This is a genomic window from Mycolicibacterium tokaiense, assembly GCF_010725885.1.
In the GTDB taxonomy this organism is placed as follows: domain Bacteria; phylum Actinomycetota; class Actinomycetes; order Mycobacteriales; family Mycobacteriaceae; genus Mycobacterium; species Mycobacterium tokaiense.
The window spans coordinates 662,912-676,930 of record NZ_AP022600.1 but is presented as its reverse complement, the minus strand read 5'-3'; the positions used below and the strand labels follow the sequence as shown (position 1 = coordinate 676,930).

The 14,019-nt window shown below is 62.5% G+C and carries 14 protein-coding genes and 1 tRNA gene; 10 read left to right on the top strand and 5 right to left on the bottom strand.

The genetic code is table 11. The features are described 5' to 3' along the window. Nucleotide 1: 1 nt before the first annotated feature. Nucleotides 2-721: an esterase gene (locus G6N58_RS03250; RefSeq protein ID WP_179968208.1), complete on the bottom strand. Its 720-nt coding sequence runs from the start codon at nucleotides 719-721 to the stop codon at nucleotides 2-4. 153 nt (nucleotides 722-874) lie between these two features. Here G6N58_RS03250 and G6N58_RS03245 point away from each other — a divergent pair. Continuing rightward, a tRNA-Leu gene (locus tag G6N58_RS03245) sits at nucleotides 875-948 on the top strand. A 365-nt stretch (nucleotides 949-1,313) separates the two neighbouring features. Beyond that, the gene (locus G6N58_RS03240) at nucleotides 1,314-2,024 is read left to right on the top strand and encodes a hypothetical protein (RefSeq protein ID WP_147289372.1); all 711 of its coding nucleotides are present in this window, start codon (nucleotides 1,314-1,316) and stop codon (nucleotides 2,022-2,024) included. A gap of 49 nt (nucleotides 2,025-2,073) precedes the next feature. Here the strand turns inward: G6N58_RS03240 and G6N58_RS03235 are convergent, their stop codons facing one another. After that, on the bottom strand, nucleotides 2,074-2,292 hold the full coding sequence (locus tag G6N58_RS03235; RefSeq protein WP_147289373.1) for a hypothetical protein: 219 nt from the start codon (nucleotides 2,290-2,292) through the stop codon (nucleotides 2,074-2,076). A 146-nt stretch (nucleotides 2,293-2,438) separates the two neighbouring features. On the opposite strand from G6N58_RS03235, the gene G6N58_RS03230 reads away from it, so the two are divergent. From G6N58_RS03230 to G6N58_RS03195, 8 genes are all read left to right on the top strand, one after another. Beyond that, complete coding sequence (locus tag G6N58_RS03230; protein ID WP_115279738.1) at nucleotides 2,439-3,209, top strand: hypothetical protein; 771 nt, start codon at nucleotides 2,439-2,441, stop codon at nucleotides 3,207-3,209. Between the two features lie 34 nt (nucleotides 3,210-3,243). Next, nucleotides 3,244-3,813: a hypothetical protein gene (locus G6N58_RS03225; protein ID WP_115279739.1), complete on the top strand. Its 570-nt coding sequence runs from the start codon at nucleotides 3,244-3,246 to the stop codon at nucleotides 3,811-3,813. 314 nt (nucleotides 3,814-4,127) lie between these two features. Further along, complete coding sequence (locus tag G6N58_RS03220; protein ID WP_115279740.1) at nucleotides 4,128-5,354, top strand: ScoMcrA-related endonuclease; 1,227 nt, start codon at nucleotides 4,128-4,130, stop codon at nucleotides 5,352-5,354. A 254-nt stretch (nucleotides 5,355-5,608) separates the two neighbouring features. Further along, on the top strand, nucleotides 5,609-5,899 hold the full coding sequence (locus tag G6N58_RS03210) for a hypothetical protein (protein WP_115279742.1): 291 nt from the start codon (nucleotides 5,609-5,611) through the stop codon (nucleotides 5,897-5,899). 285 nt (nucleotides 5,900-6,184) lie between these two features. Next, nucleotides 6,185-6,640 (top strand): hypothetical protein, encoded by a 456-nt coding sequence (locus G6N58_RS30705; RefSeq protein ID WP_115279743.1) that lies wholly within the window; start codon nucleotides 6,185-6,187, stop codon nucleotides 6,638-6,640. 50 nt (nucleotides 6,641-6,690) lie between these two features. Further along, nucleotides 6,691-7,389: a site-specific integrase gene (locus G6N58_RS30700; protein WP_232067713.1), complete on the top strand. Its 699-nt coding sequence runs from the start codon at nucleotides 6,691-6,693 to the stop codon at nucleotides 7,387-7,389. Between the two features lie 71 nt (nucleotides 7,390-7,460). Continuing rightward, complete coding sequence (locus G6N58_RS03200) at nucleotides 7,461-8,927, top strand: ATP-dependent nuclease (protein WP_115279745.1); 1,467 nt, start codon at nucleotides 7,461-7,463, stop codon at nucleotides 8,925-8,927. A 433-nt stretch (nucleotides 8,928-9,360) separates the two neighbouring features. Next, complete coding sequence (locus G6N58_RS03195) at nucleotides 9,361-10,323, top strand: helix-turn-helix transcriptional regulator (RefSeq protein WP_163907869.1); 963 nt, start codon at nucleotides 9,361-9,363, stop codon at nucleotides 10,321-10,323. A 4-nt stretch (nucleotides 10,324-10,327) separates the two neighbouring features. Here the strand turns inward: G6N58_RS03195 and G6N58_RS03190 are convergent, their stop codons facing one another. The 3 genes from G6N58_RS03190 to G6N58_RS03180 are packed head-to-tail and all read right to left on the bottom strand — an operon-like array spanning nucleotide 10,328 to nucleotide 14,012. Further along, nucleotides 10,328-11,107: an SDR family NAD(P)-dependent oxidoreductase gene (locus G6N58_RS03190; RefSeq protein ID WP_115279747.1), complete on the bottom strand. Its 780-nt coding sequence runs from the start codon at nucleotides 11,105-11,107 to the stop codon at nucleotides 10,328-10,330. 31 nt (nucleotides 11,108-11,138) lie between these two features. Continuing rightward, complete coding sequence (locus G6N58_RS03185; protein ID WP_115279748.1) at nucleotides 11,139-12,473, bottom strand: M20 family metallopeptidase; 1,335 nt, start codon at nucleotides 12,471-12,473, stop codon at nucleotides 11,139-11,141. Nucleotides 12,474-12,491: 18 nt separating this feature from the next. Next, nucleotides 12,492-14,012, bottom strand: a complete 1,521-nt coding sequence (locus G6N58_RS03180) for a sodium:solute symporter family protein (protein ID WP_232067712.1) — start codon at nucleotides 14,010-14,012, stop codon at nucleotides 12,492-12,494. Between the last annotated feature and the right edge of the window lie 7 nt (nucleotides 14,013-14,019).

Genomic DNA, 14,019 nt, shown 5'->3' with positions numbered 1-14,019 from the left:
ATCAGATTCCGGGCGTCAGCAGGTCCGCGATCGCGCTGCGCGGGACGCTGACGCTGGTTGCGCCGTAGGCCGCGTGGATCTGATTCTTGCCGAAGAAGAAGAGCACGGCGTCGTCGGTGACGGCGAAGCTCTGATAGTTGGCCGGGTCGAGCCCGATGGCCGGGTCCAGCGTGATCGGCGCGCCGGATTGTTCGCTGAGCTGCTGTTCGACGATGGGCACGATGACCGGAAGCGGGGTGGTGCCCGGGCGGAACAAGGTATTGAAGGTGACGGGCTGCTGGGTGGCATCGTTGTAGGTGAAGCTCTGATACCAGTCCATGGGATGTGCTGCGCCCCGGATCATCTGGTTGACCTCGAGGACGACACTCTGGGTGCCGGTCGGGGGTGTGCCGGAGGTGTACCGGGTTCCGGCGATGGAGAGATCCTCCAGCGGCAGTGGGTTGTCCAGCGTGCCGAGTTCGCCGGCCATGTCGGTGAAGTCGTTGACAGTCTTGGTCGCGTAGTCCACGATCTGCTGTTCCTGCGGTCCGCCGGCCGGGAAGGTCACGTCGATGCTGCGCGACGGTCCGGCGGCACCGTAAAGGCACTCGCCCTCGGTGTTGTGGGTGGCGCACAGACCCAGCGGGTCGTTCAGCGGTGCGGCGGCGGCGCCACCCGCCAGACCCAGTGCAGCCGCGCCGACGGTGGCCGCGACGAGTGCGGTACGCAGGATATTGATCACGGTGTGGCCTCTCCGGTTTTTGAACACCGCTGATGGTGCTCGATGCAGTCAGCCTGCCCATGGCGTCTCTACGGATTCTTGGGAGATTCTCGGGAAGGCCGTGCGGTGCGCCACGTGGTGGGGCAAGGCGTTAACCTCAGTGGTCGAGCGGCGGCCCCCATAGCCCAATTGGCAGAGGCAGCGGACTTAAAATCCGTGTGTTCCGGGTTCGAGTCCCGGTGGGGGCACCGTATCGGTGCTGGTTAGGGGTCTCTGACCCCTGTTAGGCGGTCCGATGTTGTTCCATTTATGTTCCAAGTCTGCGTGAACAGTCGTTCAACCTGGATCCGCTGCGTGTGAGGGGGGAACGTGCTGCAACCGGGGTTGAGGCTGGTCCGTTAAGGAAGTCTGTGTAGACCCGTAGTCCGCTGCCTCCATGCGACCTCAGCCTTCAGCGGAATGCCAGACACGTCGCAGTTCAATGACGTAAGGCTCGTTGTCAAAGTTGCCGTCGCGGTCGTAGATTGAGTTGAGCTTCTTGGAGGGCGCGGAGTCCACACTAGACCGGCACGTCTACGGGTCGTCGCGATTCGCCGTCATGCACAATCGTCCCGTGAACTGGGGTGATCTCTGGCAGTACCCGTTCCTCGCATCCGCATGGGGGAATGCTGCCGAGTGGGTAGGTGCGGTCGGAACTAGTGGTGCTGCGATCGTTGCTGTTGCCTACTACATGTTTCAGCACCGGCAGGACAAGCGGAAGCAGGCAATGCTGGTCGCCGCGAAGGCGAGCGAGTCGCACATCCGGCTAGGAGACGAGGATCGCGGTCGATGGGTGATGGAGTTGGAAGTCACCAATAACTCAGCGGCCGCGATCCGTGGTTTGCGTGCAGAACTCGTACGAAAGTCGTTTCGTCGCACGCTTTTTCCGGGTGCGCATACGGTCTTTCTTTCCTCGCTAGCTGAGATCAAGCAGGACTGGGAAAACGCGCAAGACATCAAGCCCCTGTCCTTCAGCGGTGGTCGTGCGACTGTCGAGCCGGGAGAAACGCTTCGGCAGGAGTTCGACAACGACCGCATGGGCATTATCTATCAGCTGTGGGTCATATTCATTGATGTGAATTCTTACGAATGGGCAATCGTCATAGATATTGGCGGACAGGGCATCCGGCGGAACAAGCTAAAGCAAGTCAAGTATTACAAAGGGCTATGGGAGCGCCACTGGCACCAACGCCGCAGCCCGCGACAACTACTGTCCAACTGGACGAGTGCCACAAAAAGGGCGTGGTGGATGATCTGGCATCCGGCTAAGAAGCGGCGAGATTAGGATGCGCCCCCTTTTGTGCACGCTTACAACCACGGCCAAGTGGTTTAGTTTATTCTTCGTGATACCCGATCTGATTGCGGGGCTCGATGTCGAGGATGAAGTTGTCATCCACCACCTGAGCGTAAGCTACCACGCCAGGTGCGTCCTTGATCTGTACGAATACTTCGTTGCGTCGATATGAGTCGTACCTAGAGACTTGCTTGGTTAAGAAGTTAATCAGGTCCTGGACGTCTTCGATAGGCGTCTCGTGACGGCTGGGCGCCGCCACGTCATTTGATTGTTTTACATCTATAGGTTGGTTCTCCTTAACTTGGCCGTGAATGTAAAAGTGCTGTTCCCAATTAAGCACGTTTTGTTGATTTTGAGAATATGTTGCCACGCCGAAGTGTCGGACCCTGCCACTATGCTGCCCGCATGAGCGGATGGCTTGAGTACGTCACCACACCTGAGTTCTGGGCAGGTGGCGTTCTGCTCGGTTCACTCGGCAGCATCGGCACGTACTTCACCACAAAGGCTGCGGACAAGCGGAAGTTCGCGCACGACCATGACATGCGTGACCGACAAGAGTGGCGCGAAGACCTCACCGAGGAGCAGAAGGAACAGCGGGCTGAGAAGCGTCGCCAGGACGAGAGCCTGATCGCGGCAGCCGAGGAGTTCACCCAGGTCACTACCGAAATCCTCATTTCGACCATTGACATGGAGGGCGCGTTCAATGCGATTCGCGACTTCGTAAACAACTTGCAGGGCAACGACGACCCTGCCGCCGACAAAAAGATCGCTCATGGGCAGAGGGTCGCCGAGGCGCAGAACCGGATTGCAGGGCCGCACAACAAGTTGAAGCTCACCGCCTCTCCAGAGGTACTGGATGCTGCAACAAGGGTCGTTAGTGCAGTCATAGCGGTGGCGCGTATGACGACCGAGCCCTTCGCGGTCGTGGCGGCGCAGAGGACCGCCAGCGATGAGCTCAACAACTTCACCAACGTAATCCGCAAGGCTATTGGCAAAGCCGAGTACACGCCAGACGATGCCAAGAAGGCGTTCTACGAATTTATCGATGTATTTCAGCGACAAACTGATGACTTCGTTGAACAGGCGCGTGATGACATGCGAGAGAAGGGCTTCACTTCGACGCCCTGGGACAATTACCAGAGGAAGACTCCGAAGGTTCCCCCGCCTGTCATCTAAAACTTGTGTCGGCCCGCTCGGATAGCCTGCGTGTATGTGGATTTTCACCGTCATCGCAACTGCTTCCGGCCTCGGTGGTCTGGCTCTCGGTATCCGTAACTACTGGCTTCTCCGCTACAAGCCGGTTCATGAACGCCAGACACAGCTACAGACCAATCTCAAGAAGACGCTGCGTTTGGTGAACCAGCACCACTTCCGCGTCGCGGTTCAGCAGCTAGAAGCGAATCAGATGCCCTCGCAGGGCGGGAAAGAGCAGCTGGAAAACTTGATGGAGATGCTCCGACCTCATGTGAACGACTACATCGCCCCGACGCCCGAGCAGATCGCCGCATACATCGCCACCGTGCAGGCAGCGGTAGTCGAGTGGAATAACGTGCTCCAGCCGCCAGGGTCCGATCACATCTTCGTGGATGGAGACGCTGATGGGCGCGCGCGACTGCTCGCACAGCTTAAGCGGGTCTATAACGATACGAACTGCATCGTGGACGGCATCACGACCATCGAGAAGAAGCCGCTCGGCACGCGGAAGCAGCAGAAGCTGTTTAAGGCGCTAGATGCGAATCAGTCCCAGCCGGCCCTGCCTAGCCAAGTTGTCATGAAATGAGAGGCGAAAAGTGTTCCCAAAGTGTTCCATCTCGGGGCCAGCTCGCCACCGCTGTTAGCGAAAGCTGTTGCGGCACAACGGGTCAAACTCGACCACTGTTGACTGCGCTTACTTAAAATCCGCCAAGTGTCGGTTCGAGTCCGACTGGGGGCACCGAGAAAGACCTGATAGATCGATATTTTCACTACCTACCTGGGCTAAATGCCCACGTTCACCCCGGCGTTGCCCCGGCGTCCGAGCGGAACAGGCGTTCGCCTAGCTAACTCGGGTGCTTGGGGCGAAAGGGTGTCGGCCCAGGTTCCTACGATGGCCGTATGGCGTTCGCGGATATCCGTTCGGAACATGTACTCGGTGCGATCGCGCTCCTCGGTGATCCGGCCGAGGGGCCACGGCTGCTAGAAGAGCTTCACTTCGGTGAGGCGCGGAGCTACCGCCTCGTCTACAAGGGCAAGTTCTTCGACTCGAAACCGGTGGTCGGTATTGCGCACGGACTGGTGACGGGTGACTACCTAACGAGCGCTGACTTCACGGGCGGCTACCGGGGAGCCGAACCTGTGCTCCGCCGCCTAGGCTTCCACGTCGACTACGGCTTTCTCTACGTGATGACGAAGCTGCGCGTCGATCGCACCCACGGCAGACCCGCGCCGTATCAGTACGTTGTTCTTCTCTGGGCGATCAGTCGGGTGTTAGGCGGAGGGCCGCGGATGGTCCCCTTCAAAGATGCTCGCGAGGAGTTGGCACAACTTCTCGCGCCCTTCGCCGTCGCAACAACGGCTCCCGATCTGGTGATGCCCTGGATCGCTCTCGCTTCGGCACCGCGAACAGCGGTGGGGGACTGGCTCTGGGACTTAGAGACGCCGAATCCACCGGAGAAGGTCACGGATGCTCAAGTCAAGTCCTTGAACTTGTCGGCTGGACTATCGGAGGAGTTTGCGCGGTACATCAAGTCGCTCGACAGGTCGAGCTTCGTTGAAGCGTTGATAGACGTTGTTGCCACAAAGATTGGCAGCGAACGCGCCTATCTGCCGCTGTTGGAGCGGTTGGGATTCATGGATACCGCACCGTTTACGGGTTCCCGCGAGGACCCAATCGCTGATGTACAGGGCGCGATTGAGGAACTAGCCAATCCACGCAGAAAGCGCTTTGGGCGGCTGTTGACCGCTGCCCAGAACAAGGCCATCGAAGTACGGGCAGTCCAGGTTGTGCGTGAGCACTTCGAGATTGAACTCGGATACTCCACCGAGGATGTCGGGGCCACCGAATCTTATGACGTTTGGGCGACCAAGGGCGACGCCATCGTGATGGTTGAGGTAAAGGGCACCACTACGAGTGGTGCATCGGTGATCCTGACCCGGAACGAGGTCTCACTGCATCGAGGACAACATCCAGCCAACGCCCTTGCCGTCGTGCACAGCATTCGCCTCGACCGCGAGGCAGAAGAGCCCACCGCATCTGGTGGTGAACTCCAACTGTGGATGCCTTGGTCTATCGACGAGGCTGATCTGTCGCCTCTCGCATACGAGTACCGCACTGGGCTCTAGGCGACAGGGGATGTCCCCGGCCAGGCCCCGTAGACAGGGGCGGAAGTAGACGTGTCATCGGCTGGATGGCGATGCTTATGGGTAGTCGCACGTGCCAGCCACTACACCGGCATGAGCTTCGGGGCTATTGCCAAACAGTTGGAGACCGAAGGCATCCTCTCGCCGACTGGGCGGTCCACCTGGCAGCCGTCCACCGCCCGCAGGATCTACCAGTCTGCGACCGCTGCAGCGGTTCCCGAGGAGGTGAGCGCGCGATGAGTGCCGACTACGACAAGGGTGCGGACCGCAGGTATACGACCAATCCCCGCAACCGCGAGGCAAACCGCCTCTGCGCACAACTGGACCGGGAACGCGATGCCAGCGACAAGGCAGCGGTCGCGCGGGAGTACCGGATCTTCGCGGCGGCGACGCGTGACCTTCACGCAGAGCCGGTGCTGGAACCTCGCAATAGACAACTACGCCGATACATGGAGTCGCTTGCCAAGCAGCACCCCAGCCAGCTCACCCCCGAGCAGCGCGCCGCAATTGCAGAGGACGGTTTCTGATGGCCTACATACGCGCGCATGAGACCTCCACCCGCCGCAAGGGCAAACCGGTCAAGCGATACGAGGTGGTGTAGCGGGAGCCAGCCCGCGACAGGTTCGGCTGCCGATCCCGGCCTATCCCGATGGACCGAAGAAGATGCGCGCTCGCCAGGAGTCGCACCCGACGCGTGAGGCTGCGGAGGCGCGGGTAGCGGAGCTGAACGCCGCAAAGCACACGACCGGCACCAGCACTCTCGCCGAACAGCGCAAGGCAGGCGAATTGCCGTTCGGGCACTACGCACGGGGATGGCTGGATGCGCAGGCGGTGAAGGTGCGAGCGGGAAGCTGAAGAAGTCCACCCTCGAAGACAACGAGGCCCTGCTGCAGCGGTATGTGTTGGAGCGGTTCGGCGCCAGGGCTATTGCATCGATCACCCCGCGCGATGCCGAGGACTACCTGGCGGGGCTGGTTAGGCAGCGCTCCAAACAAGGTGACGGCGATACCCTCGCCCCGGCGACCGTCAAGCACGCGTGGGTCACTTTCAACCGGGTCATGAAGTACGCACTCCGCCACGGCGCGATCATCTCTAACCCGTGCGACCGCGTGGACTACTCCGCTAGCCGCGCCACCGGCGATAGGTCCGGATTTGAACATCACCCGCTCACCGCTGTACAGGTGGGAGCGCTGAGCGCGGCAGTCTCCGGTGTCACTCCGGCCGACTACATCGGTCCGCGCTTCCGGCGTACGCGATCTACGGATTGATGGTGGAGTTCATGGCATACACGGGTCTACGCGCGTCTGAGGTGGCGGGGTTGGAGGTGCAGGATCTCGTCTTCAGCAGCGGCCCCACATGTCCCGGCGGCGCAGGGGAGCCGGCAGTGAGGTGTTCGGTGCAGGTGCGCCGCACTAAGGAACGCCGAGGCGGTGTGTGGATCACCGGCAACCCGAAGTCGAAGCGTTCTCGGCGGTCGGTGCCGCTGCCGCCGTGGCTCGCGGAGAGGATGCGCACGTACGTCGCGGGCACTGGGATCGTTCCCGCGCATGGCCGGCCCGACGAGCCGAGCGCCCCGCTTTGGCCAAGCCGCAAGAACGGTGGCGGGTACCGGGCCGAAGGACACCGCTACGCAGTCCCACTGGACTGGTCTCAGCCGCTGGCAATGGGCACGTTCTACAACACGATCCTGAAGCCCGCCTTAGAGGCTATTGGGCTTCCAGCGAGCCGCCCTGCCGCCACCGGCCCACGCGGTGAACAGATTCCGGCCCCGTGCGGCGTGCGGTTGCACGACCTACGTCACACGTTCGCGGTGTTGCAGCTCAGTGCCGGAACACATTTCATGCAGGTGTCAAAGTGGCTCGGGCACAGCACATACACCCTGACGCTGGACGTCTACGGCGACTACATCCCTGAAGACGAGGGCGGTGCGCTCAACACGCTGCCCGAACCGCCCGCCAAAACGAAAACGAAGCCGTCCGACGCGCTACCGAACAACGTTGTGAAATTGTTCAGTTGATCCTCGCTCTCCTGGTAGCGTGCACGACCGCGGCAAATGAATGGCTCGGTGCTGCTGAAAGGTGTGGGCGAGTGAGTCATGATGACAATGTTCGGCGGCTCGCTGCGAAATTTCGGCCGAATCACCGCTATCCGAACTTTGGCCCCATCGTGCAGTCGCTCGATATTCGCGGTTTCAGGGGAGTCGCGGACCTCTCGCTGACTTTCGAATCACCCGTGACCGCCTTTTCCGGCATGAATGGCACCGGGAAGAGCACCATCGCGCAACTCCTAACCTGCGGCTATCGGAAGGCGGTGACAGCCGCACTCTCGCGGTATTACGTCAAGGACTTCTTCCCGGTATCGGCTGCAGACCCAGAGCCCTTTACATCGGATGCGCAAGTCATCTACACCTACTGCGTCGAGAAGGGCGCAGACCCGCAGCGCGTCACAGTGAGCCGACAGGCTAAGGAATGGTCGGGATACAAGCGGCAGCCTGAACGGTCCTGCTACTACATTGGCTTTACTCAGTTCATCCCGAAGGTTGAGCGGCGTGACCTGTCTTTCTACCGTGGGAGTGCGCTCGAACTCGGAGAAACGCGTCCGCTTTCCGCGGATGCCGCAGCGAATGTCGCTACGATTCTCGCGCTCCCCTATGACGATCTCAACTTCACCGAGGTTAAGCACAGTGCCCGACGGGCGGAGTTGGCAATGGCAACGAGGAACGGCCGACGCTACTCAGAAAATCACATGGGCTTCGGTGAGGGGCGTGTTGTCTACATGGTTAACACGATGGAGTCCGCTCCGGCCCAGAGCCTGTTTGTATTGGAGGAGCCGGAAACGTCGCTGCACGGCGATGCTCAGCGTCGACTCGCACGGTATCTGGTCGAGGTGGCTTTTCGGCGCGGGCACCAGATTGTGATAACCACGCACAGCTCTGCGATTCTGTCGGAACTGGGACGCGACTCTGTCGTCTACCTGCAACGGCGCCCAGACGGTTCAATCACTGCGGCTCCCGGTTTGAGCACTTACCAGATCGACTCGTACTTGCACGGCACGGCAGATAAGCGCAAAGCCGTCGTCTGTGTAGAAGATTCGTTTGCTCGCCACATGACGATCGAGATCATGCGACGTTGCGACAATCACCTCCTCGCTGGCTCAAAAGTGTTACCAGTGGGGGCTTCTCAGGACATTCCGGTGGCGGTCGATCTGTTGCGGTCGGCCGGCTTGAGAGCGGTTGGGCTGCGGGATGGTGATATGGAGCCTGCTGGGAGTTTTGTTCAGCTTCTGCCGGGTGACGATCCGCCGGAGAAAGTCGTCTTCAATGACCCTGCGGTGCAGGCGCATTTTGCAAACGAGCCGTACTCCATTTCCGTGCCTGAGGCTCTAAGTTCCGTCACAGACCACCATGACTATCTCGGAGCGATTGCAAACCTCTTGATGTTGGATGAGGCTTACGTTGGGACTGAGGCGTGCCGGGTATACGCGACCAGTCAAGACGAAGAGGAGCTGGCTCCAGTCGTGACGTTCCTTAGGACGCACCTCGATGATCGTCGGTAGGCGACGAGAATATTAGCAAATAGTCCCTGCCCCGCCGTTACCCCGGCGACCAGGGGCGATCCAGGCCGAATCGACGTCGGTTCAACGGCGTCCTGCGCCGACCCGATACCGGCCCAGATCGTCTCCGCAGGAACAGGGTTGCCGATCGGGACGGCCCATTTCGCCTGGTGGCGGATTGCCGTGAACTCGTTCTTAAAATCCGCACAGTGTCGGTTCGAGTCCGACTGGGGGCACGGGAGTTCTTGGACTCAGCCCGCACATGCGGCATCAAACGCGCGTGCGAACATGGTCATCTCGTGCAGCCTCCGATCCGCGGCGGATGAAAGCGACCCCGACTCCGTGCCACATCCAAGCACAAGCGATACCCTTGACCGGTTATCGCGAGTGATCCCCTGGGGGCCGGATGAATGTGCGTCCATCGCCACTCGACCTGGTGGCAGACATCGCGAGCATCTGCGCCGACCCAGCACCCGTCCCGGCGCGCGCTGCCGCGGTTCTCGACCGGCTGGCCGAACACATCCCCCTCGAAGCGGCCGCGTTGTCGACCCTGGACCCGAGCGATGGCCGACACGTCACCGTGGCCGAGCGGGGGTATCCGACGCCGGTCCTGGACTACCTGAACACCGGCTTTGCCACCACGGATCCCGCGTTCCTCACCATGCGTTTCCGTAATCCCACCCCGCTGCGCTGGTGCGACATTCCCAACTACCAGGGGATGTTCAGCGCGCACGAGATCTTCATCCCGGGCGGTTTCCGCGAAGGCGCGACCAGCTGCCTGTTCACCAGGGACGGGCGCTACACCGGCGCCTTGCACGTCAGCTCCGACTCTCCGCTGCCGATCAGCGATACCGCTGTCGAGTTGCTGATCACCCTGAAACGGGTGATCGCCCCGCTGATGGACGCCATGCGCCCCGTCGAGGCCCAGAGCTGGACCGACGCCGTGCAGGACGCCGACGAGGCGGTGCTGCTGACCAGCGACGGACACCTGGTGGCACTGCCCGATGTCCCCCGCGATCGGTGGCTGGGCGACGGCTCACCGCTGGTGCACGAGCTTGCCGGTCGAACGCGGATGCCCGGCCGCTTCACCTGGGTGTCCCCGCAAGGCAACTGCCATGAGGTCCGCACCACCCTGTTGGCGGCCGGCTGTCTGGTCACGATCAGGGAATCCGCTGCCCCGTACCGGCTTTCACCGCGCGAGGTAGAGGTGCTGACCCTGCTGGCCCGGGGCCTGGCCAACCCGGAGATCGGCGGTGCACTGACCCTGAGCCCACGGACGGTGGCCACCCACGTCGAGCACATCCTGGCCAAGCTGGGCTGCGCCACCCGAGTGGCCGCCGCCAGTAAGGCCGTGGCCGAGGGAATCGTGCCGCCGGCCGACGCGCGGCCCGCCACCTGACTCGTCAGGCGTCGACGGTCACCGGCGTTCCGATGGCCCAGCCGCCGTCGACCAGGATGTTCTCCCCGCAGATGTGATCGGCCAGCGACGAACTGAGGAACAGCGCCGCATTGGCTACGTCTTGCGCCGTGGCCCATCGTCCGCGGGGAGTCTGCGCCGCAAGGGCGTCATGGGTTGCCTGGTCGTACAACGCCGTCATCTGGGTGGTGACGAACCCGGGGGCGACGGCGTTGACGTTGATGCCGTGCGCGGCGTAATCCAGTCCGACCTGGCGGGTGAAGTTCACGATGGCGCCCTTGCTCGCGCAGTACGCCGCGAAACCCGGATTGCCGCGGAACCCGCTGATCGAGCTGATGTTGACGATCTTGCCGCGACGGCCACGGGCCAGCATGGCCCGCAGCATCTCCCGGGTGCAGTGAAAGGTGCCGTCCACGTTCACGGAGAACTGGGCACGCCAGCTCTCATCGTCGGTCTCGGTGACACTGCCTTGGCGCAGCACCCCCGCGTTGTTCACCAGGATGTCCAGACCGCCCAAGCGCTGGTCGAGGTCGCCGATCACCGCGGCCACGTGCGCGGAGTCGGTGACATCCATCGTCGTGAACTCCGCCGATCCGCCCGCAGCCTCGATCATGGCCGCGGTGCTTTCGCCGCCCTCGCGGGCCTGGTCGGTGAGATCTGCGACGCAGACGTGGGCGCCGGCTTCGGCGAGGGTGGTGGCGATGGCACGACCGATTCCCGACGAGGCCCCGGTGACCAGGGCGCGCTTTCCGGTGAGGGTGATCATGATGCTGACTTCCTTTGTGTGACAGAGTGTTTCACTCGACGATCCCACACCAGTCGAGCGCCAGCGCCGCATAGGTGCGCGCCGCCGTCCGGACCTCATCGATGAGGCAGTACTCATCGTCGGCGTGGGCCACCCGCAGATCACCCGGTCCGTAACTGATGGAGGGAATTCCTGCGGCGGTGAAGAAGCTGCAGTCCTCTACCGCGCAGAAGCCGGCAACCTGCGCCGGCCCCTGATACGGGGTGTTCCCGGCGACTCGTTCGTGGGCCGCTGACACCGCGGCGACGATGTCGGCCGCGGATTCCCCGGGATCGTTGGCCGGCCAGTTGAGCTTCCACTCCACCACCGGCGGGTTCTCCCGCAGCCATCCGTCCGTCCGTGCGATGGCCTCGATCTGTGCTTCGACCTCAGCTTTGACAGTCTCGGGATCGTCCTGCGGCGGATACCAGATGCAGTACTCGATCGTCATGTACTCCGACAGCACGAACGGCACCAGCACACCGTGCGGGCCGCCTTGGACCACACCGGGGTGGATCGTGAAATGACCAGGTGCGAACAGGGGGTGCTTCTTGGTGAAGGCCCACTCGTCTTCCAGTCGCGCCATCGCCTGGAACACCAGCATGCCCTTGTCGATGGCGTTCACGCCGACCTGCGCTCCACCACCGCCGGCCCGGATGGTCTGGCCTCGCATCGAGGAGTGGGTGGCTTTACCGCGCACGGTGACCGAGAACCAGAGCAGCCCCGGCGTGACGGGGATGACGGCCAGTGTGGTGGGGCCGCTCGGCTCGGCCACCACGGCCGCCTCGGCGCGATAGCCGTGCTGGAACGTCGAGCTCACGCCGCATTCGTGGTCCATCACTTCTTCACCCACAACCGCCTGCACAATCAGGTCGCCCCGCAGGGACACCCCGGCCATCCGAATCGCCTTGGCCGCAAACGCCTGCGCCACCAGACCGGCCTTCATGTCGCTGGCACCGCGACCCCAGACCCGATCGTCATCGATGCGGCCGGAGAACGGGTCCGCGGTCCAGCGGTCGGGGTTGCCGGGCGGCACCACATCGACGTGGCCGTTGAAGATCAGGGAGCGGCCGCCGCCGCGGCCGGTGATGGAACCGACGGCGTTGTCGCGGCCCGGTTCCACCGCCCAGCACTCGACCTCGGCGCCGGCCTCGGCATAGAGCTCGGCCATCAGCCTCGACACCCGGCCTTCCGCGCCGACCACGTCGTCGTACACCTGGCCCGGATATTTGGGATTGACGCTGGGGATCGCGATGACCTCGGACAAGGTGGTGATCATGTCTTCGGCCAGCGCGTCCACCTGAGCACTCACCCGCGCGTGCGCGTCCTCGATTGTCCTGCTGCTCATAGTTGCTCCTTTGACTGGTCAGTGCTCCGCCGCGGTAGCAGCGGTGGGAGTGCGGTGAGATCTGCCGGCGGCGAACAGCTCGTCGACGCGGCGTCGCTCGCTGTCGGACTGCGGGGCAGCAAGACTCACGGCCAGATACACCACGAGGTTGACGGCCAGGGCGACCACGCCGCTGGTGAGACTGCCCAGGCCGGCGATGTCGTCGGGGTAGAGATAGGTGAGCACCGCCGCGACAAGGAAGCCCACCGTCATCGACGACAGCGCGGCGGCCTTGGTGCCCCGCCTCCAAAACAGTCCCAAAAACATCGGCACGGCCAGCTGCACGATGCCCTGATAGGACATCTGGGCGAGCAGTTGCAAACGGGGGTAATCGAAGGCGACATAAGCGGCAACTGCGGCGGCGAGCATGTAGACGACCATGGACCCCTTGGCCACCACCTTGAGCTGAAAGTCGGTGCGCGGCGACAAAACATGCACGATGTCGTTGGCGATCTGAGCGCCGCAGACCTGCACACAGCCATCGATCCAGCCCATGCTCGCGGCCAGCACGATCACCAGGGCCAACCCGAGCAGCCACACACCGCCGCGGTCATACAGCAGGGTGAACCAACCGTCCTGGGGAGCCGCCACGATGTCTGTCATCGATGCTGCGGACAACGCCACCAGGGTCAGGAGGGCGTAGAAGCCGCCGGCGATCCACATCGTGTGCAGCGTCCCTTTCTTGACGCTGCGTACACCCTTGGCGGTGTAGATCCGCTGGTAACTGGTCGGCCAGCACAGGGAGCCGATGACTCCGGTGAGCACGAGCGAGAACAGGTACCAGGAACCGTACCTGCCGCCGTCACCGGGGACGCTCAGCAGGGTTTGGGGGATGTTGCTCAGAGCTCCGAAACCAGCGGAGTCTGCTGGGCCGAAGAGTATTCCGAGGCAGACCAACGCAGCCAGCCCGTAGGCCACGATGCCCTGAACCAAGTCGGTGATGACCAGGCCGCGCATGCCCATCTGCACGGTCCAGATCTGACGGACTGCGATCACCGCCACACCGACCACCAGGCATGTGGTCACTGACCACTGGCCGAAGCTGGCGAACCGGAAGATCAGTCCCATCGCCTGCATCCCGAGCACGATCCACGGGAAGAGACACACAACGCCGATGAGGCTCGCGATCACGCGGACCGCCTGCGAATCGAATCGCAGGCCCATCATGTCGGGCTGAGTGCGGAGGTCGTACCGCTTGCCCCACAGCCACGCCCGCTCGGCCATCAGATACATCGCCGTCACACCGAGCAGTGAGTAAGCCAGCGCGTAGAAACCCAGCACACCAGCGGACACGCTGAGCCCGAAGAACGCGGTGTAGGTGGCGCCCGGCCACCAGGAGTTGGTGTAGGACATGGCGATGTACCAGCTGCCGAACGACCGCCCGCCAACGGCATAGTCGGAGAACGATTTTGCGTTGCGGTTGGTGGCATAGAGCACCACCACGATGAGCGCGAAGAACAGGGCCAGCAAGCCCAGAGTGATCACCATCGATCCGGTCATCGCTGCC

Excerpts from the sequence above, each read along its gene's own strand:
- G6N58_RS03230 (WP_115279738.1), top strand. The coding sequence starts at position 2,439 with ATGAGCGGATGGCTTGAGTACGTCACCACACCTGAGTTCTGGGCAGGT.
- G6N58_RS03225 (WP_115279739.1), top strand. The coding sequence starts at position 3,244 with ATGTGGATTTTCACCGTCATCGCAACTGCTTCCGGCCTCGGTGGTCTG.
- G6N58_RS03220 (WP_115279740.1), top strand. The coding sequence starts at position 4,128 with ATGGCGTTCGCGGATATCCGTTCGGAACATGTACTCGGTGCGATCGCG.
- G6N58_RS03210 (WP_115279742.1), top strand. The coding sequence starts at position 5,609 with ATGAGTGCCGACTACGACAAGGGTGCGGACCGCAGGTATACGACCAAT.
- G6N58_RS30705 (WP_115279743.1), top strand. The coding sequence starts at position 6,185 with ATGGCTGGATGCGCAGGCGGTGAAGGTGCGAGCGGGAAGCTGAAGAAG.
- G6N58_RS03190 (WP_115279747.1), bottom strand. The coding sequence starts at position 11,107 with ATGATCACCCTCACCGGAAAGCGCGCCCTGGTCACCGGGGCCTCGTCG.
- G6N58_RS03185 (WP_115279748.1), bottom strand. The coding sequence starts at position 12,473 with ATGAGCAGCAGGACAATCGAGGACGCGCACGCGCGGGTGAGTGCTCAG.
- G6N58_RS03180 (WP_232067712.1), bottom strand. The coding sequence starts at position 14,012 with ATGACCGGATCGATGGTGATCACTCTGGGCTTGCTGGCCCTGTTCTTC.